Genomic DNA, 18866 nt, shown 5'->3' with positions numbered 1-18866 from the left:
TCACCCTCCCTCCGGGAGGGTCGCGCTATAAGCGCGGGGAGGGAAAAGCTGCGAAGTTTCACGTACAATGTCTGCCGTAACCGTAGGCCGCGATCAAGCTCCGCGCCGATCCGGCACTTAACGCCATGCCCCTTACATTTCCCATGCGCAAACGCCTCCTCATCGCCACCGGCGTCGCCCTCTTGGTGTTCGTCGCGTACTTCGCCTGGCAAATCGCGGGGCCTCCTGCGCCAATCATCGTCTCGCCGCAAACCACCGTCATCACAGCGCCACTCGCCGACGATGGTCTCCCCGACTACTCCGCCTACCTGCTCGGCAAGATGAAACAAGGCGTGACGCCCGAGAACAACGGGGCGATTCCGTTTCTTAGAGCGTTGTGGCCGGCGCAGGTACCGCTTGAGGGACAAGCACCACTGTGCAAAGAACTGGGTATGCCGATCCCGCCGCAGGATGGCATGAAAGAACTAGACATTGACCAGGCTTTCTGCGAGAAGCTCCTGAAGCACTACAAACGGGAATTCGGCCTTAACCAAGGCAGCAACATCGCTGCGAGCGAAGTGCCTCAGGATGAGGAAACGGAAGAAGGGGGCCTCGAAGAATCGGATCCGGAGTCGGATCTCGAAGCCTGGATTCAACTGGACTTGTTTGGGCACATCCAGGATCAGCCATGGTCCGCCGCTGGGATTCCGTTAGTCGCCAAGTGGGTAGAGGATTACGCCAGTGAGTACGATCTGCTCCACCAAGCGGCAGCGAAAGATCACTTCTACTTGCCGCCGACGGAACTGCTCACCGACCCCGAGATTCCCCTCTTCAGCATCTTCGACAGCAGCATGATGTCCGTGCGGACGGCGATGCGCAGCTTGCTAATCCGCGGTTACATGCGATTGGGGTCTGGCGACACGGCCGGCGCTTGGGCCGATTGCAAGGCGATCTACTCCCTATCACAACTTGCTCCAGCTTACTCAGCGAGAATCCGCTTCATTCCGATTGCCTGTGAAATGTGCGCTCACAGACTCACCACAAACATTCTTGCCTCCGACGATCTCACTCCTGAACTTGCCGAACAAATTCATACCTTTTTGATGAGCCTTCCACCCCACGACAGCATGGGCGAAACCATTGACGAGCATGAGCGGTTGCTGTTCGTCACGGGAGTACTCGACTTGGCGGGTGTGCGGAAGTCCAACACCAAGAATCCGGGCAGTCTGCGAAAGAGCTTCGGCCCGTTAGAACCACTCTCGCACCTGGCCATGGACTGGAACACCATGCTCACGCTCGGCAACGAGTGGTACGACAAACTCACCGACAATTTCAAACTGCCTTACCAGGAGCGCAACGCAGCCATTGACGTATTGGAGGCGGAAATCGACGCCGCCGGCACACCCACCGTGGGAGTCGTCGTCACCAGCGCACTGAGTCGCGACGCGCGGTCACGGCACGTCGGCAATGCCATCGCGAGTCTGTTAGTACCGGGCTTCTCTGCAATGGCGGACAGTGTCGATCGCGCCAATGCCGAGTTACAGCTTCAACAAATCGCCACCGCACTCGCTGTCCATCGCGCAACCCTCGGCTCGTATCCTGACTCCCTCTCCGACATCGACAAGTCGCTGCTCGCCCAGCAGACTGTCGACCCTTACGGCAACGCCGTGGTTTATCGCCGCACATCGGATGGCTTCTTGCTCTACTCCCTCGGTCCCAACGCCAAAGACGACGAGGGTTCAAACGGCCCATGGTCGATCTACAAAGGCCACCGCGCCTCCGTCACTGAAGTCGAAGACGATCGCCTCCGCGCTGCGCTCGGCGAACCACCACGCCCCGAGCCCGAAGAGTCTGAAGACGATAGGGAAGCCGACGACCTGTTCGACGCTTCGCCACCCCTCGACTTCCTCACGCCCCCCGAAGACTCCGACGACATCGCCATCCGACTTCCTCTCCTCCCGCGCCCCCTCCCGAAGTTCAATCCGACCACCGAGTGACGGCACCCACTCGCGATTAGTCCCTTTACCCCAAGCGCGCCGGAAAACGTGGACGCCATGAGTCAGGTGGGTTACGATGGTCGCACCACTCGTCGACCCCCTCGCCCGCTCCTATAGAACTTCGGCCACATGCTCCGTTTGCTTTCCGTTCTCGTCGCGCTCGTCGCATTCACTTCTGCGTCCATCGCTCGCGCTCAAAGCGACCCCGCGAACTTCGACACCGTCATCAACCTTCCCGGCGACACGCTGCCCGTGGAGATTGGTTCGTCGACGCAGCTCAACGTCAACGCGGGGGGCGCGCTCCCTGCCGATTTTCTCGCCGGGCTCGAAGATGGCACTAACACCAACACCGAGGTCAACATACTCGGCGGCGACGTCGGTCCCTACTTTGTTTCCATCAACTCGGTGGTCAACATCACCGGCGGAACGCTCTCCGACTTCTTCGCCGGCGGGACGAGCGTCTACAACATGTCGGGCGGCACCATCACCGGCGATCTCGCCGGACTGTACGACGACACGCAGTTCAACCTCTCCGGCGGAACCATCGACCTCTCGCTCGAACTCTACGAGGGGACCGAGATGAACATGACCGGTGGCACCCTACTCGGAGGCGACACCGGCGTCGTGGTCGACACCGGCAGCACCTTTCAAATGTCGGGCGGAGTGCTCGGTCCGGGTGTCCGAGTGGGCAATGGCGGCGAGTTCGAAGTGAGCGGCGGTGCCATTGGCGGACGATTCACCGCGAACAACTCGGCAACCATTCGTATCACCGGCAACGAATTTCGCCGAAATGGCACCGCCTATACCAGCAACACCATCATCTTGAACCCTGCCGACACTTTCACCGGCACACTGGCCGATGGCACGCCGTTCGTCTTCAGCCTGCCGGCGGGTGACGCGTTGTCCACCATCCAATTGGTACGCGTGACACTACCCAGCGCCGGTCCCAGCCCGCAGGTGATCAATGCCGAGAACCCCGTGGGCCCCGCCGGACTCCGCGTTGGTAAAACGCTCACGCTGCAAGAAGGGGGAAGTCTCGGCGGCCTGTTTGCGGTGACCGAAGGCACCCTGAACATCGAGGGAGGCACCGTTGGCCATGGCCTCGAAGTCGCTCGCAGCACGGTGAATATCACGGGTGGCACCATCGGCGTGGGGCCCGAAGTGGACCCCAAGTTTCGTATCATCTCGACCAGCGTCGTCACGATGTCGGGGGGAGTGATTGCGAGCGATGTCGAAACCTACATCGGAAGCCAATTGAGCGTCAGCGGTGGAACGATCACGGGAAATGTCGAAGCCGCAGGGGGAACCATCCAGGTGACCGCAGGAAACTTCAATGAGTTCGTCTTCCGTGGCGGAACCACCGGTACCATTTCGGGTGGCAACTTCGAGAGTGTCTCGGTTGGAGACGCCAACTCCGTGCAGATTAGCGGTGGCAATCTGGGGCACTCGTTCCTTAGTATCGGTGGTGGCGCCCGACTCATCGGCGGCGAGTTCAAACGCAATGGCACCAACTACACAAACTCCAGCGTTGGCATCTCCACAGAGGACGTCTTCACCGCCACGCTCGCCGACGGGACGGTGGTCATCTTCAGCCGCGAAAATGGCGATAATCTAACCAATGTCTTGCTAACGCCCGCCACGCTTCCCCCCATCGATCTCAACCCCATGGTGGTCGACTCACCCACGAGCGTTGTCCCCAAAGGCCTTCGCACGAATCAATCGCTCACCCTCCGCGAAGGTGGCACGCTGCCTCGGCACTTTGCGGCGGTGAGTGCGACGATCAATATCGAGGGAGGCGAAGCCCTTGCCGGCCTTGAAGTCGCATCGTCCGCGGTCAACATCTCCGGCGGCACCGTCACCGCCTTAGCCGCCCACCAGCAAAGCCAAGTCCGCATCTCCGGCGGAACTTTCAAAAGCCCCGACGACTACAACGCCTCGACCTACCTCGCCACCAAGAGCAATACCGTCGTCACCGATGGCGTGTTCGAAGACACCTTCGAAACCGTCGGTGGCACGGTCGAGATTCAAGGGGGCACCTTCGAAGGAATCCTCGATTTATCGTGGGGCACCGTTGCTCGCGTCCGTGGCGGCGAACTCTCGGGCCTCACGGTCGACCAGGACTCCGAGCTCCACCTGATTGGCTCCCAGTTCCTCATCGATGGCGCCCCCATCCCCGGTCTTGTGCTTAACCAGCGGAGAACGATCAATCAGCGGACGGGGTCGTTCACAGCCATTCTGGCAGATGGTTCCGTCATTGATTGGGAGTCGCTGGGACCAGTCGACTCGGTAAACATCAGTTTCGACGCACTCTTTACCGTCACCCCCATCCTCCCCGGCGATTACAACGGCGACGCCGTGGTGAACCTCGCCGACTACACGGTGTGGCGTGACCGACTTGGTAGCACCGCGACTCTCCCCGGCGACATCACCCCCGGCACCGTCACTCAGGCCGACTACGATGTCTGGAAAGAGCACTTCGGTCAGGTCTTCCCACCAGCCTCGCTCGCCAGCACCACGCAAGTCCCCGAGCCAGCCGCCTGGATGCTTTCCGTCGCCGCGTTAGCACTTGCTTGCCTCTCTCGTTCCCACGCTCCGCGTGGGAATGCATGCCCGGCCGCTCCGCGGCACTAGTGCCAACGCGGTGGCACGGACACTCGGCCGCGTCCAGCAGCGTCACTTCGCCGACTCACCACGGCCGTGTGTCCGTGTGCGCAGCACAAGAGGCGACACCCGACCCCAGCATCAAGAAGTGCAGCATCTGCTGTCGCAAGCGAATGGCAAGCGAGATCCTTCAGTCGCCTAGGCTCCTTCAGGATGACAATAGTTCCTTCACTCCACACGCACTTCCAGCTTGGCATCCATCCACTTCGCCTTCGGCTGCCGGTCGGCCAAGGTTACTTCTAGCTCATTCGCGCCCTGCCGAAAATCGTCCGCGCTGACCTCGAACTGGTACCAGTCTTTCTCGACTTTGCCAGGCCGCAGTTCCTTGTCATTCAGGGCAAAGCGTAGCGGCACGTCCGATTCCTTCAGCCCTCGCACCTGAAACGCCAGAGTCAGCCGCGCGTTCTTGGGCAGCTTCTCGGCAATGTGTAGCGTCGCGCGCTGCGTGTCGCTGCCGCGAAACTCGCGGGGGTTCGCCGGGTTCAGCGTCTCGATCTTTTGCCACTCGGCGTAGGGCAAGTTACCACCGTTCGCACGATGCGCGCCGCGGAACGAAGCAAAGTAGTCGCGGTCGAGCTCGGCGAGCTTCGCGGGGTCGCCCAGCTCGCGCCAATGCGGGGCGGTGGGCTCAGGACCGTTGAACATCAGCACGCCATCCATGCCCGACGCCCAGGCCTCCAGCGCCCGCGCGCGAAACACGGGTAGCGTCCCTCGCATCGCCTGAGCCACCGCCGGGTCGTCCGGGTCCTTCACCCGGCTCTCGTCGAGCGACGGATACGCCAGCACTCCGTAACGCTTGGCGAGCTTCGCCGTATAGTCCCACTCGTTGAGCTGAAAATAGCTGCTCGTCACCAGTCGATCGACGAGCCCCGCAGCAAGCCACGCTTCGAGGTCCAGGCCAATCGCGCGGCAATACTCGACCGAGTCGGGGACGCGTATCGATACGAGTAGCGGACGCCCTCGCTCGTCGCCGATCCGCTTGGTCATCGCTCGCACTTTGGTCACGAGGTCGGTCATCTGTGCGAGTTCTTCGGCAGTCGCTTTCTTGCCTTCGTAGGTCGAACGGAAGAACACCGGATGACGGAAGAAATCGAGATGCACACCGTCGATGTCGTAGTTGGTGCATCCCTCGGTGAGATACGCGAGTACCGAATCGCGAACCACCGGCTGCGAATAATCGACCGCCGACCACGCCCCGGTGACCGGCTTCTTGAACTTGGTCTCCATCAAGCACTCGGGGTGCTGGTGCTTGAAGTCATTCTGCTCGAACCGCCAAACGCCCATCGCGTGCTTCGTCGAGTGATCGTGCACGTCGTTCATCCGCACGCTCTCGAACACCTCGAGGTCGTTCTCTTTGCAGAACTTCACCGTGATGGCGAGGGGATCGGTCCCAAGATCGAACAAGTCTTGCAGTCGATTGTTGGGGTACTCCTTGGGGCAATCAACCAGCGGCTTCCACACCTTGCTCTGCCGCGAGCAAGTCCCGAATCCACCATTGGTGCAGTAGTAGATGGAGTCCACGTGGGTCCCCACGAGATCGGTGGTCCGTCTTCGAAGATGGCTCTCCACCAGCGGCTCGTCGAATCCTCGCATCGCCTCGTTGCCATCATTGTCGCAGATGATCCGCGGAGCCTTACGGTCGGCGGGGTCGGCAGCAAACACGTTCGCCGCTAACAACATGGCGATGGCTATCGTGAAGGTCGCAAGTTTTCGAGGGGACATATATAAGTGCCTGAGAGAGGACCAAGTCGCAGCACTGCCGCAGGCCACGACGCAAGTGCATACTACGGTATACCATACCAAGACGCAAGCAAATTTGGCGGAGTGGCGTAAGCATCCTGCTCGCCAGCTTCCAGCCGCGGAGCGGCGTCAGCGCATAGCCAGGGGCGCGAGCCCCTGGACCAATCGCCCCCACACCGAAGGCCGCGGAGCGGCGACAGCGAAATCACCTTTGGCCTCAAACCACTACAACGTCCGCCGGGCACCCCACTCACTCCAGCTCTCTCTCTCTCTCTCTCCGAGGCTGGAGCTCGCTGTCGCCGCTCCGCGGCTCACGGTCAAACGTTGCCCATCCAACCAGGGGCTCGCGCCCCTGGCTATGCGCTGTCGCCGCTCCGCGGCTGGGGAAAACGAGGCAATTTTTCCCCACATTCTCCTCAGAATTCCCGGTCCGAAAACTATTTGCGAGAAAATGTACGTTTGTCCAAAAAGGGACTAGAAAGTACGCGCGCCTGTGGTAGGTTGATGACTGTACATATAAGTAGGCCGGATCAAGTGGAGCGCCGATCCGGCAAAGGACGCTAGAAACGAAGGAGAAACTGAGCCATTTAAAACACGCACACGCCATCCATTTACTAGCCACGAAGTGGCGCGCTTCGATAGCCCAGGACGAAGTCCTGGGAACTCGTCCATAACGCCGCGATAGTCCCAACGGGACGCGCTACCGGCGCGCCACGCGTGACCGTAGCGCGCTCTTTCAGAGCTGGCAATCACCATCTCATCACCCTACCCAGGGCTGCGCCCTGGGCTATCGAAGCGCGCTCCGTTGGAGCTAACCGCTTCGCGTCTTTGCGCCTTTGCGTGAGACAAGAACCAAATCAAACGCGAGAAGCAAACGGCGATATCGCGAGCGCCAACAACTGCAAACCGCCAAGCGCCGGGTCGGCGCGGAGCTTGACCCGGCCTACTAGTCGCATGGACCGTTCACTCGCAAACTCAGCCCCCACCCCAGCCCTCCCCCGAGACGTCGTTGCGATCAAAGTGTTACCGACGAGCAACGTACCCCGCGCAACGACTTGGGGGAGGGAGTTAGAAACATAAAGTCGCACCTGCGGTTTACCCCTGCGACATTACTCTTTTCAGTCCCGAGAGCAAGCAATGAATTCGACCGAGAAAACACGATGTTTTTTGACGCACGCGGCCTCGCGCAAAAAGAATAAAGTCGCACCCAATGAAAAAGTCCTTCTACTCCTTCACCGGCTTTGTTTCGGGTGTTGCTCGGTCGCGAAGGAGGTCAAAGCCATTCGCGCCGATCACGTTGAAGCCACCATCCTTGTTGTCGTTGGTGAAGCCGTCGTAGGCGTTCTTTGCCAGATAGACGTGCACGTGGTCACCCACGGACGGCAGGCCTCGGTGACCGTTGGTGCTGGGTGGTACGGCACCTTCGCCAGTCCACTTCCGAGTCCAATAACGGACGTATACCGGGGCTGCTTCGGGCTCGATATCACCCTTCGTACAACGTTCGACGGCGATCTCCGCGACGTATCGAGTAACTTGCCAGTCGCCGGACTCTTCCTGGTAGGAATAAATGGCGAGCACGTGGCCGTCGATGACGTGGGTGGCAGTTTCGAAGAGCTGCTCGTTACTGAGGTCGACCTTTTCGGCTTGCGCCAACCGACCTGCCGACGTGAACATGAACACGACCAACGCCAATACACATAACCTTCGCATGTCTCTTATCCTTTGCTGTAGAACGCGCATCAGCCCAAACGCTGAAAAGCTACAGCGATAGACGCGAAGCCGAACCGAAAGTTCCGCCATGCAAAAAATTGAAGGCCCAATGCTGGGAATTGATCATTTACGGCAAACCCGCCAACTAGCGAGGTTGCGTGGGGCGATGCGACACCCGCTCGGCGGGAGGCAGATCAACCAGCGTGGTCAGGTTGCCGGTGATGGGCGTGCTCTCGAAACGCCCGTCCGCTTCGTGCAGCGTCACGGGGCATGGGCCCACGGGGGCCAGCATCGTGCCGTGGATCATCGCCGACAGGTCGGTGCCGACGGGGACTTCGAGACGGAATCGCTCGAACAAACGCGGAATCGTCGTCCGCAGGATCTCGAGTGCGAGCGGCCCGCCGAGGCACATGCGAGCCCCTGCACCGAAGGGCAAGTACTCGTACGTCGACGGCTTGATGTCGAGCCAGCGCTCGGGGCGGAAGCTGCGAGGGTCGCTGTAAAGCTGCGGCAAACGATGCGTGATGAACGGCGTGAAAATCACCGGCGTGCCTGGCGGGCAGTCGAACGGACCGATCTTCACCCGCTGGCTGGTGACGCGCTGCGAGTACGCCGAAGCGGGGAGCACGCGCATGCTCTCTTTGATCACGCGGTCGAGCAAGCCTGTTTGCTCGCTTGCCGGGGCGTTGAACTCGTCCGCCAGGTCGGCCATCACGTGCGGGTGCTGGGCAAGGAGCAGCAGTGTCCACAGGTGCGAGTGAGCGGTGGTCATGTGCGCGGCACCAAACAGCACGCACGCCTGGCCCACGAGTTCCTCGTCGGTCAACGTGCCGTGCACGCCGTTGCCGCGAACCAGCAGCGACAGCACGTCGATCGCTTCGGCGTGGTCGGCGATTCGCTGGCGGCGCGAGGCGATCATTCGTGTGACCGAATCTTCGAGCTCCACAGCTTGGGCGAGGAGCGACTCGTAACCGGCATCGAACGCAGCGCTCGGCACCAATGCTCCGGTGCCAATTTCATGCATCGTACCCACCCAGTCGGCGATCTGCTCGCCGAGCAAGTAGGCGTGCTCGTAGTCGTCCATGCCAAACAGCAAACTGCTGGTGACGCCAAGCATGTAGCGGGTCATCTCGTCGGCGAGGTCGATCGTCTGACCCACCTTGAGTTGATCGAGCCACTCGTCGGCGAGCGTTTCGATGATCGCCTGATAGCCGGAGATCGCGCGGAGGCCGAAGGGTTCTTTGACGATGCGACGGTTGCGAGCGTGTTGGTCGCCATTCATCCCCAACAGACCGGACGTGAGCCGGCGCTGGCTGGAGTTCTTGGGACCACGAACGGGGAAGAATCGGCCTTGGTACGTATCGGTATCGCGGAGCACCTGGAAGTTGAGCGCGGGATCGAACAGGAACACCAACCGTTGACCACCGTCTTCGATGGCGGCGATCGGTCCGAACTGTTCGTGGAGCGACAGCAAGTGACCCAACACGTCGTCCGTGAACTGGCTCAGCGGCAGCCGAGCCACGGGATCGCCCGACGAAAGGTCGCCAGTCGCAAACGATGGTGTGGAAAACGATGCAGACACGCGGGGAGGCTCAACTTCAAAAGGTGCAATCATCTTCGCCTTAGGGGTCAGCGAGGCACGCAGAATACCTCACACTCATCCCTATCGACCCAGTTTACCTACAATATTGATATTCTGCACCCTTCCAGGTCCAAGGAAGTGCTAGCAGGCCGGAAATACGGGAAGAATCGTAAAAACAGGCAATTTGCCGGTGGTCGGTCGACGATCGGGGCCGGCGGATTATGATAAGAGGCTCGGAACACCTTACTCTATACACCTACCTAATTCCCGCCTTTGGTCGGGGGAGCACTGCCCGCGATGAAAATCGCCGTCATCGGAACTGGATACGTTGGCCTGGTCACCGGAACTTGCTTTGCCGACAGCGGCAATGACGTGACCTGCATCGACATTAACGAGAAGAAGATCGAAGGCCTGAAGCGGGGCGAGATTCCGATCTACGAACCCGGGCTCGCCGAGCTCGTCGAGCATAACGTCGAGGCGGGACGGCTCAAGTTCACCACCGACAGCGCAGCCGGCGTGAAGCCTGCCGAGATCGTCTACTTGGCGGTCGGTACTCCTCAGGGAGACGACGGTGCCGCGGACCTGTCGGCGATGTGGAGCGTGGTGAAGGGGATCGCCCCGCACCTGCGCGAGGATGCGATCGTCGTCACCAAAAGCACGGTGCCCGTTGGAACCAACGCAAAGATCTTCGCGATGCTCAAGGAGTTCACTGGTCGCGAGTGCGACGTGGCGAGCAATCCGGAGTTCCTGAAGGAAGGTGCCGCGATCGAGGACTTCATGAAGCCCGACCGCGTGGTGGTGGGCGTCCGTCGTCAAGAAGTCGCCGACACCCTACACATGCTGTACGAGCCGTTCCTTCGCACCGAGAAGCCCTTTATCTCGATGTCGCCCGAAAGCGCCGAGATGACCAAGTACGTGGCGAACGCGCTCTTGGCCACGAAGATCAGCTTCATCAACGAGATGGCCAACCTCTGCGAGCGGATGGGTGGCGACATCAACGACGTGCGTCGCGGCATTGGCCACGACAGCCGCATTGGTTTCGCGTTCCTATTCCCCGGCGTGGGTTACGGCGGAAGCTGCTTCCCGAAAGACGTCCGCGCGCTCACCGCGATGAGCGTCGACCATGGCTGCGTCCCCACGATCCTGCGTGCGGTGGACGAAGTGAACGAGCGGCAGAAGTCGGTGTTCACGCACAAGCTTGAGGAGCACTTCGGTGGCGACCTCAAGGGCAAGTCGATCGCCATCTGGGGCCTCGCGTTCAAGCCGCGGACCGACGACATTCGCGAAGCGCCGGCCCTGGTGCTCATCGACTGGCTGCTCACCAAGGGCGCGAAAGTCCAGGTGCACGACCCCGAAGCGATGGAGAACGTCCAGGCCGAGCTAGGGGACAAGATCACCTACTGCCCGCGGCGGATGGACGCCCTCGAAGGGGTGGACGCGCTGGTGATCATGACCGAATGGAAGGACTACCATTCGCCCGACTTCGCCGAGATGTACCAATTGATGAAGTCGCCCGTGATCTTCGACGGCCGCAACCTGTACGAGCCCGACCGGATGAAGCGCCGCGGGTACAAGTACTACAGCATCGGCCGCCCGGCGGTGTAACGGCTAGCCGCAGCTTGGACGGTTTAGCGTCCCCTGTTTCGGTTTTGCTTGACGGTCTTGTAGGGCACTAATAGACTCAAAAGTTATGGCGCTGCCCGGCTTTACCGCTGGGCGGGAACGGCGCCGGCAAGCTTGCCCCCTAGTCCCACGGCGGAGAGTGCCTTCCAGCATGCTCCGCTCCCCCGGCAGCTTTTGCGATCGCAAGAACCGCGCCGCGAGCTTCCGAACCCGGAACAGACGTAATGAATACGTTGTCGATCGAAGAAGATCGTAACGCCCGTGCGCGCAGTCGCCACGCGGGTTTCGTGAGTTGCTGCGCACTGCTCTTAACGTTGAGCTGCTCAGGGCCAGCGCAAGCGACGGGAATCCCTGTGGATGGATTCTTGCCGCTGGTGGGAATCACGCTTACGAACGAATATGTAGACGACTTTAGCTTCATGCCTGTCGCTTCGACCTCGCTTGGCGGCTCGCCTCTGGGTTATGGCCAGCGCGTCTACGATTTGGCTCTATTGGACACTGGTGCTGCTGTATCGGTGATGAGTACGGCCGGCAGCACGGCGTTCAATATGCGTGGCAGCTACCCTGGAAACTCAGACGGCTATCGAGGGACCGAGACGATCACGATCGGTGGAGCTTCGGGATTTTTGGAAGCCGAGATCAACGATTGCCTCGGCATCTATGCTGCGGGACTTCAGAATCGCACGACGCAGGCAGGGGCGCTGGCAATGAACAACAACGCCTTCCTGGGGCAAACGAATACTTCGGTGATTACGGTGCCTCCCGAATCGGACCTCCCCAATGTTCTCGGACTGTCGTTCGCGAGCCAGTATGCAACACGTATCCGCAATAGCCTGCCGCAGGTGTTCGAGAAAGACGGCAAGACCGTCCGCAGCCCGGCCGTCGACTTCCAACCCTTAGGCAGTGAGGGCATGGGTATCACCCGCAAGGCGCAGCTTTCATTGTTAGGTAGTTCGCCCTCGACACCGCTGCACTTTCCCAACCTAGTCGAATTCGACATTGATCGCCCCTGGGAAAATCCTTCTCAGCCGACGGTAGTCCAAGGAGGCCACTTTATCGGTGCCACGTTTAGCAACGAGGGGGCGTCCTTCAATTCAAACTTCTTCCTCGATACCGGTGCCAGTGTTACCGTACTCTCGCAGTTCAAAGCCTTGGAGATGGGCTTCGACGTAACGCTCGACACGCCCGAGTTCACCATCGCCATTGTTGGTTCGGGTGGCACGCTGAGCGATGTCCCAGGCTTCTTTGTGGACCAACTCACGATTAATGCCCTCGGCGGCGAGGTTGTCCTCCAGAATGTCCCCGTCATCGTGCTTGATGTCACCAACGTCTCCAATCCCGGCAACGTCGTCGATGGCATCATCGGCATGAACGTGTTTCAAGGCCGCGACATTGTGATCGACCCGAATCCTTCGCTCGGTGGCGGCGGGGCGAGTCCGGGGCTCTACATCAGCGATCCCGTGACCACCAACTTCAACTGGGCGAGCTCCGCTGCCTCTGCACCATGGGCGACCGCGGGATCGTGGAGCAACTCGGCCGTGCCGGCTTATCTTGGCATTGCCAACGTGCGTCATGTCTCGGGTAGCAGCCAGGTCGCCACGATTGCGGGCGAGGCTCAGGCGTTTGAAGTCAACATCTCTGGTGGCAACTCCGGCCAAACCATGACCCTGCGAATGGAGAGCGGCAGCAAGCTTACCACCTTCTCGGGCATCAACGTCGAACCAAACGGCGTGTTCGAGCTTAACAACTCGATCGCCGACGCCCAGTTCATCGAAGTTCGCGGTGGTGGCAAGCTCACCGGCAGCGGATCGATTCGCACCGGCAGTGGTTCGATCGCCGGGCAAGTAGAAGTCGTCAGCGGCACGGTTGCACCAGGGCTCGCGACGGCGGGCAGTGAGATTGGTTCGATCGACATCGCGGGGCGATTCTCGGTAGCTCCTTCGAGCACCGTCCAGTTCGATCTCGCGAGCCTCACGACCGGCATGGAGCATGACGAGATCATCGTCGATGGCACGGTCTCACTGGCCGGCACGCTGGAAGTTTCGCTGGTGAATCAGGGAGGCAACTTCGCCAACCTCGGCGTTGGCAACTCGTTCACGCTCATCTCCTCCACCGAAGGGCTTGGTGGCCAGTTCAGCACGCTCTCGCTGCCCGCTGGTTACACGTGGGACGTCGACTACACCGATACCGACTTGGTGCTCACGATCACTTCGTTGATCGAAGCGCTCGATGGCGACTTCAATAGCGATGGCAAGGTCGATCTCGGCGACTATACTGTATGGCGGGACAACCTTGGTGGGTTATACTCGGCAAGTGACTACCAGCTTTGGAAGAACAACTTCGGCCGTTCGATTGGCGATGGTTCCATTTCCACGGCAACCGTACCCGAACCCGCCACGTGGCTCGTCGGGCTGATTGCCGTGGCGTCAGCGATTGGCCTTCGGCGAAGGAACTAGTCACGGCGAGAGCCATGGACGAACGCGAACAGGCACGGACGGAGAAGTAGCGACAGTCTCATCACCACGCCCCGAACCGGAAAGTTTTTGATCCGTGTTACTTCGGTGCCAATCCGCGACTCACTACCTTTCGCGACGATGGATGTTCGTGGCGATGGCTTGGTGCACGTTCGCGTCGCCGGCGTGGTCGCTGACGATCAACTTGCAGTTCAGCGACAGCAGCGTCTTTGCCAGCGATCCCACGGCCCGGGCCACCATCGAACAGGCGGCGGCAGACATTAGCGCGGCGCTCACTTCGCCGCTAACTCCGGTTAACCAAGAGACTTTCAACAATCCTCAGGTTGGTCGCCAACAGTACCGATGGACCCACTCGAGCAATTCTGGCAGCCATACTCTCAACTCTACGTTCGGATGGAATTTTACGTATAGCTTGAACGGATCGACGGTCCACGTCCCAGCAACGACAGTCGCAGCGAATAACATCGAAATCTTTGTGCGCGGTCAGAATCTTTCGGGCAACACCCTTGGCACGGGCGGACCTGGCGGCATCTCGTTCGCTTCGCAGTTTAGTGCAACGAGCTCGATTAACCAATCAACGTTACAGAATCTCTTCTCCCAGCATATTAGCTACCACCAAGGTGCCGCAGAGAGCGAATTCCTGCGTGGCGAAGGTCCGGTGATTTCTACGCTGACGGGGACCGCGTCGCTCGACTTTGGCGGCGGCATTACGGCTTCTGCCCCCTACTCCGTTTCCTACGGACCGACGTACGGCACGCTGGCGCTCGACACCAGTTGGGGAGCTCAGCAGTTCACCCAGTACTGGCACATCGACCACTCGACACCAGTTGCGGCGGGGAAGAACGATCTCTACTCGGTCGCGCTGCACGAGATACTGCACGCGATTGGCGTTGGTGCGTCCGAGACGTGGACGAGTTATGTCAGTGGTTCGAATTGGACCGGCCCGGAAGTGATCGCCGAGCGTGGGTCGGGTAGCAACCTGGTGACAGCCGACCACGTGGCATCGGGCATCATGAGCCGCCGGATCACCGATGGCGCGGCGCAGGAAGTGGTGATGGACCCGACGATTTCGCTGGGCACCCGCAAGTACCTGACGACACTCGACCTCGCGTTCTTGCGTGACCTCGGTTACTCGACACAAACGTATGAGTTCGGCGTCGAAGGCGATTTTAACGACGATGGCGTCGTCAATCTCGCCGACTACACACTGTGGCGAGACAATCTCGGCGCGACGACCGAGGCGGCGATTAACTTCCGCGGCAACGGGGGCGGTATCACGTCGGCCGACTACACGCTCTGGAAAACAAACTTCGGCGACATGGCGGCGGGGGCGAGTGGGCTAACGGGCGGGGCACCAGTCCCAGAACCAGGGGGCGTCTGGTGGATAGCCGTTGCCGCCGTTGCGATGGTCACGTATAGGGGTATTTCCTGGAGTCGCCGATAAATTCTTCGCTCTTTGCTTGCCTCGCCGGGTGCCGGCGGTTAGGCTGGGACGACTAATGTACGGAGTAACCCTACCAGGACGGTTTTGATCGACATCTCGCTTGCTGCATCGTCCTGGGGGTAGAGTGATGGAATTGGTTCGCACCGCGCTAGCATTTAGCGCCGTATTCCTGTGGTGCTGTGCCGCCAGTGGCGTGACGGTCAGCTGGGACGATGGTGGTTCCGACAGCGGCTGGTCGACTGCCGCGAATTGGTCGCCCAACGGAAGTCCCGCGGGCATGGAAGTGCTGATCGGGGATCTCCCCGCGGCACTGGGTGACACGACCTTCGTCGATGCCGCGTTTTCTATTGCGAGTCTAACTCACACCAATGGTGCGGATGTTGATACGGCGAAGTTCACGCTCACGGTGAATGGGCAAGTCGCGGTCAACGGAGCGAATTCGACCTTCGTGGTCAGCGAGCACGGCAATGGTATTGGCACCGCGTCGGCGATTGTGAAAGACCTCCGCGTCGAGAACGGCGGCGCTCTGCAAATGGCAGGTGGTCGATTGGTGATTGCCGACTCCGCGGCGGGGGGAGCCAACGTCGCGACACTAATTACAGCCAGCACGAGCTTCGTCTCGGGCTACGGACTTCTGCTGTTCAACGAGACAATCGACGCGGGGCCCCAACCCGTCTTCACCAACAACGGCACGCTTCAATCGCGGCAGCCAAATACGGGAAGCCCACTGACGCATCGCACGTTGACGCTTGAGGCAACTCATGTCGACGCGAAGTTCGATCTCGATGGCATCACGGGTGATGGCGTCGTCAAGATCGGCGAGAACACGACACTCGCGCTGCGGGGCGAAGCGCTTGCGTTTGGTGGCACGCTTGAGATGTCTCCCGGCGGCATCCTGGACCTCGATCGCGATCATACCACCAGCGGGGCGACGATCCAGATCAATGCGGGCAGTCCAACGCCGGGCATCCCTGCCATCGCGACAGTTCGCGGGGGTCGTTGGAATCTTGGCGGTGCTAGTCCCAACGCGGCGATCCTGAACGTAAACACGGGAACACTGGTCGTCGAAGAGGGAATGAACGCCGGAGCCGGAACGCAGATCAATTTAGCCGGCGGCACAACGCTGGTGTTTCGGGACCTGACGAGCGGTGGTCCAACGCTTTCCGATCTCAGCACTGGCATTAACCTCGGTGGTGCAGCGGCGACGGTGAAGATCGATGGCACGGCGGTCCGCATTAATACTCCCTCGTTCGATTGGGACGGTCCCGAAGACGCTACTTATCTCATCGAAAACAACGGCCGCCTGATCGTGTCGGCGAGCGACATCTCGCCCTCGCCCACCGACGATGCGTTCAATGGGCTGATTCACGTGAATCATGGAACCTTGGAAGCCAACATTACCGGCGGCTGGCGGCTGGGCGGAACGTTGCGGCTGACGGGCACCAACTTGGTTACGCCCCAAGCAGCGGTCGAGTCGGGTACCACGTTGACCGTTGATGGCGGCAAGCTCGAAGCGACTGCCGGACTCACTCAGGTGAGTGGGCCCACCGTCTTCACCAACAAGGCAGGCACCGGAACCACCGTGGCGAGCGGTGCAGCGCTTCGCTTGGCGGGCAACGTGACCTTCCAAGGAAGCAACGCCCACACGGGAGCCGGGACACTCGACTTCCGAGGTGGAACGTTCGCCGTCAACGGTCAAACACAGCTTCAGATGCAGACGGGGACCGTGGTGCTCGATGGGGGAACCAGCACCGCGGAACTGTGGCAAATCAACGCGCCCCTGTTTGTCGAAGCTCACACGCTCAGTCCGTTCGGCGACGCGGCTGGCGGGGACACCATGTTCATCAGCGGACCCAACGGGAGGTTGTACGTCGATGTGTTTGGTCCCGCGAACAAATGGACGCTCGGCGCGAATGGCATCATTAACATTCAGGGCCACGCAAGTAATCCCACGTCGCTGACTGGCGACCAATTGGAGGTCGAGGGACGGATCATCGCTACTAACTCAACACGGGTCGAATCCAGACTTAGCGTCTTGCCGACGGGTCGCGTGACGGTGAGTGGAGTCACCGGCCGGCTCGAACTCGGTGGGGGCAGTGAGGCCAGCCCCAATCTAATGAGTGGTGGTCTGATTGATGGCGATGGGCAGCTTGTGACTGGTGCTATTAATACCGCGCTGCGTGGATTTGGCACCATCGATACCGATATCCTATTCGAGGGCAACTCGAACCTCTGGGCGGACAACGGCGCCCTCGCGCTCAACGGCGAAGTGCTCGCTGCCCAGACGGTCGGTACCGCGAGCACGATGGGTACTCTGCAATTGGGCCAAACGCTCAACACGGCGAACTTCTCGGCACTCGAACTCAACGGCGGGAACGTCACCAGCGTCGGAACTGTCGGAGTTTTGAATAGCGGGATCACTCGCGGACATGGAATGGTCTCCGTGCATTCGTTGGTCAACAACGGGGTGCTGCATGGCCTCGGCACCACCGCGCAAACCCTTGTCATTTCCACCGCCAATCCGATTGATCTCGATGGAACGTCCACCACGGGTGAGTTATCGGTCCGCAGTGGCAACCTGACCATCGCTTCCCCCACTTCCGACACCTTCGGGGGCAGTGCCTCGATTGGAGCAGGTCGCCGACTCAAGCTCGAGCATGGCTGGACGGTGGAGCCCACGGGGGTGGTAAACCTCGAGGGTGGCAGTTCGAATCGCGCGATCCTTGATAGCGCAAGTGCCACGTCGTTTATCGACGGAATCGTGAACGTCACGAACTTTGGGCGCATCGAGGGCAACGTGGTGCTTGGCACCGGTGCCCAGGTGCGTACGCCGCTGGTTGCCGACACGCTCGAACTCGCCGACAACTCGACCATCGAAACCGGTGTGGTCTTCACCGGCGCGGGCAAGGTGCACAATCTTCAGACGGGGCAGCTCACGCTTGAACCCGTTGCCGCGGTTGGCGTCCCGCTCACCAATCATGGCGAGATGACCGTCGAGGGCACAGCGTCTCTGCGATCGCTCACCCAATCGGCCACTGGCACACTGATGGCAGTGATGAAGAGCACGACCACGTTCGCGCAGGTCACGTCGGTGCACGCGGCAACCCTTGGGGGTGCGCTCGACCTCGAAATCGCCCCCACGTTCACGCCGGCGGTTGGTAATACGTTCACACTGCTCACTGCCGCGAGTGGCATCTCGGGTTCGTTCGCCACGGCCGCCCACGAACTTCCCTCGCCTGGTGCAGGGCTCGCTTGGGAGCTCGATTACACCGGTACCGCCGTGCTGCTTCGTGTCATCGCCGGCGAAGGCCTGCCGGGCGATTTCAACGACGATGGCGTCGTGAATCTCGCCGACTACACGGTGTGGCGGGACAACCTCGGCGCGCCGAACGAGCTGGCCCTCAACGGCAATGGCAACAACTCGGGCTCCGTCGACGCGGGCGACTACAACCTGTGGAAGTCGAGTTTCGGTTCTGGCGGGAGTCTCGCGACAGTCGACACCCACCAGGTTCCCGAACCCGAGAGCGGGTGGATCATTGCGTTTATGGCCCTGATCCTATCGATACCCGCAGGCGTTTCTCGTTACTGCGCAACGACCTCGGCGGCTTCGTAGCGGACGAATAGACTCAGTACTTGTCGGCACCGCGAGCGCGTTG

General features: G+C 60.5%; 9 protein-coding genes. 6 read left to right on the top strand and 3 right to left on the bottom strand.

Annotated features, from left to right (window positions below; all coding sequences use genetic code 11):
• The first annotated feature begins 143 nt into the window (after nucleotides 1-143).
• Both SH292x_RS01205 and SH292x_RS01200 read left to right on the top strand, forming a co-directional pair.
• Nucleotides 144-1976, top strand: coding sequence for a hypothetical protein (locus SH292x_RS01205; RefSeq protein ID WP_442483748.1), 1833 nt, complete (start codon nucleotides 144-146; stop codon nucleotides 1974-1976).
• Between the two features lie 129 nt (nucleotides 1977-2105).
• Nucleotides 2106-4607, top strand: a complete 2502-nt coding sequence (locus tag SH292x_RS01200) for a hypothetical protein (protein WP_442483747.1) — start codon at nucleotides 2106-2108, stop codon at nucleotides 4605-4607.
• A gap of 198 nt (nucleotides 4608-4805) precedes the next feature.
• Here SH292x_RS01200 and SH292x_RS01195 read toward each other — a convergent pair whose 3' ends face one another.
• The 3 genes from SH292x_RS01195 to SH292x_RS01185 form a co-directional block, all read right to left on the bottom strand.
• A complete protein-coding gene (locus tag SH292x_RS01195) occupies nucleotides 4806-6359 on the bottom strand; it encodes a hypothetical protein (RefSeq protein ID WP_442483746.1) in 1554 nt (517 codons plus the stop codon).
• A gap of 1242 nt (nucleotides 6360-7601) precedes the next feature.
• Nucleotides 7602-8087 carry a hypothetical protein gene (locus SH292x_RS01190; protein ID WP_442483745.1) on the bottom strand — a complete coding sequence of 162 codons (486 nt, stop codon included), beginning with the start codon at nucleotides 8085-8087 and terminating at the stop codon, nucleotides 7602-7604.
• Nucleotides 8088-8232: 145 nt separating this feature from the next.
• Nucleotides 8233-9669 carry a cytochrome P450 gene (locus SH292x_RS01185; RefSeq protein WP_442483744.1) on the bottom strand — a complete coding sequence of 479 codons (1437 nt, stop codon included), beginning with the start codon at nucleotides 9667-9669 and terminating at the stop codon, nucleotides 8233-8235.
• Between the two features lie 297 nt (nucleotides 9670-9966).
• Between SH292x_RS01185 and SH292x_RS01180 the strand changes: the two genes are divergently transcribed.
• The 4 genes from SH292x_RS01180 to SH292x_RS01165 all read left to right on the top strand — a co-directional run bounded on the left by SH292x_RS01180 (nucleotide 9967) and on the right by SH292x_RS01165 (nucleotide 18823).
• Nucleotides 9967-11274, top strand: a complete 1308-nt coding sequence (locus SH292x_RS01180) for a UDP-glucose dehydrogenase family protein (RefSeq protein ID WP_442483743.1) — start codon at nucleotides 9967-9969, stop codon at nucleotides 11272-11274.
• Nucleotides 11275-11516: 242 nt separating this feature from the next.
• Entirely contained in the window at nucleotides 11517-13748 is a 2232-nt protein-coding gene (locus SH292x_RS01175) for an aspartyl protease family protein (RefSeq protein ID WP_442483742.1), read from the top strand.
• Between the two features lie 94 nt (nucleotides 13749-13842).
• Nucleotides 13843-15210, top strand: coding sequence for a hypothetical protein (locus tag SH292x_RS01170; RefSeq protein ID WP_442483741.1), 1368 nt, complete (start codon nucleotides 13843-13845; stop codon nucleotides 15208-15210).
• A 127-nt stretch (nucleotides 15211-15337) separates the two neighbouring features.
• Nucleotides 15338-18823 carry a beta strand repeat-containing protein gene (locus tag SH292x_RS01165; RefSeq protein ID WP_442483740.1) on the top strand — a complete coding sequence of 1162 codons (3486 nt, stop codon included), beginning with the start codon at nucleotides 15338-15340 and terminating at the stop codon, nucleotides 18821-18823.
• Nucleotides 18824-18866 lie beyond the last annotated feature (43 nt).

Source organism: Aeoliella fuhlenseeensis (assembly GCF_052161615.1).
Classification (GTDB): Bacteria; Planctomycetota; Planctomycetia; order Pirellulales; family Lacipirellulaceae; genus Aeoliella.
This window is presented reverse-complemented; position numbering and strand designations above follow the sequence as displayed.

Bases quoted from the DNA above. Each gene is read 5' to 3' on its own strand.
- SH292x_RS01175 (WP_442483742.1), top strand. From the start codon at position 11,517: ATGAATACGTTGTCGATCGAAGAAGATCGTAACGCCCGTGCGCGCAGT.
- SH292x_RS01200 (WP_442483747.1), top strand. From the start codon at position 2,106: ATGCTCCGTTTGCTTTCCGTTCTCGTCGCGCTCGTCGCATTCACTTCT.
- SH292x_RS01195 (WP_442483746.1), bottom strand. From the start codon at position 6,359: ATGTCCCCTCGAAAACTTGCGACCTTCACGATAGCCATCGCCATGTTG.
- SH292x_RS01180 (WP_442483743.1), top strand. From the start codon at position 9,967: ATGAAAATCGCCGTCATCGGAACTGGATACGTTGGCCTGGTCACCGGA.
- SH292x_RS01165 (WP_442483740.1), top strand. From the start codon at position 15,338: ATGGAATTGGTTCGCACCGCGCTAGCATTTAGCGCCGTATTCCTGTGG.
- SH292x_RS01205 (WP_442483748.1), top strand. From the start codon at position 144: ATGCGCAAACGCCTCCTCATCGCCACCGGCGTCGCCCTCTTGGTGTTC.
- SH292x_RS01190 (WP_442483745.1), bottom strand. From the start codon at position 8,087: ATGCGAAGGTTATGTGTATTGGCGTTGGTCGTGTTCATGTTCACGTCG.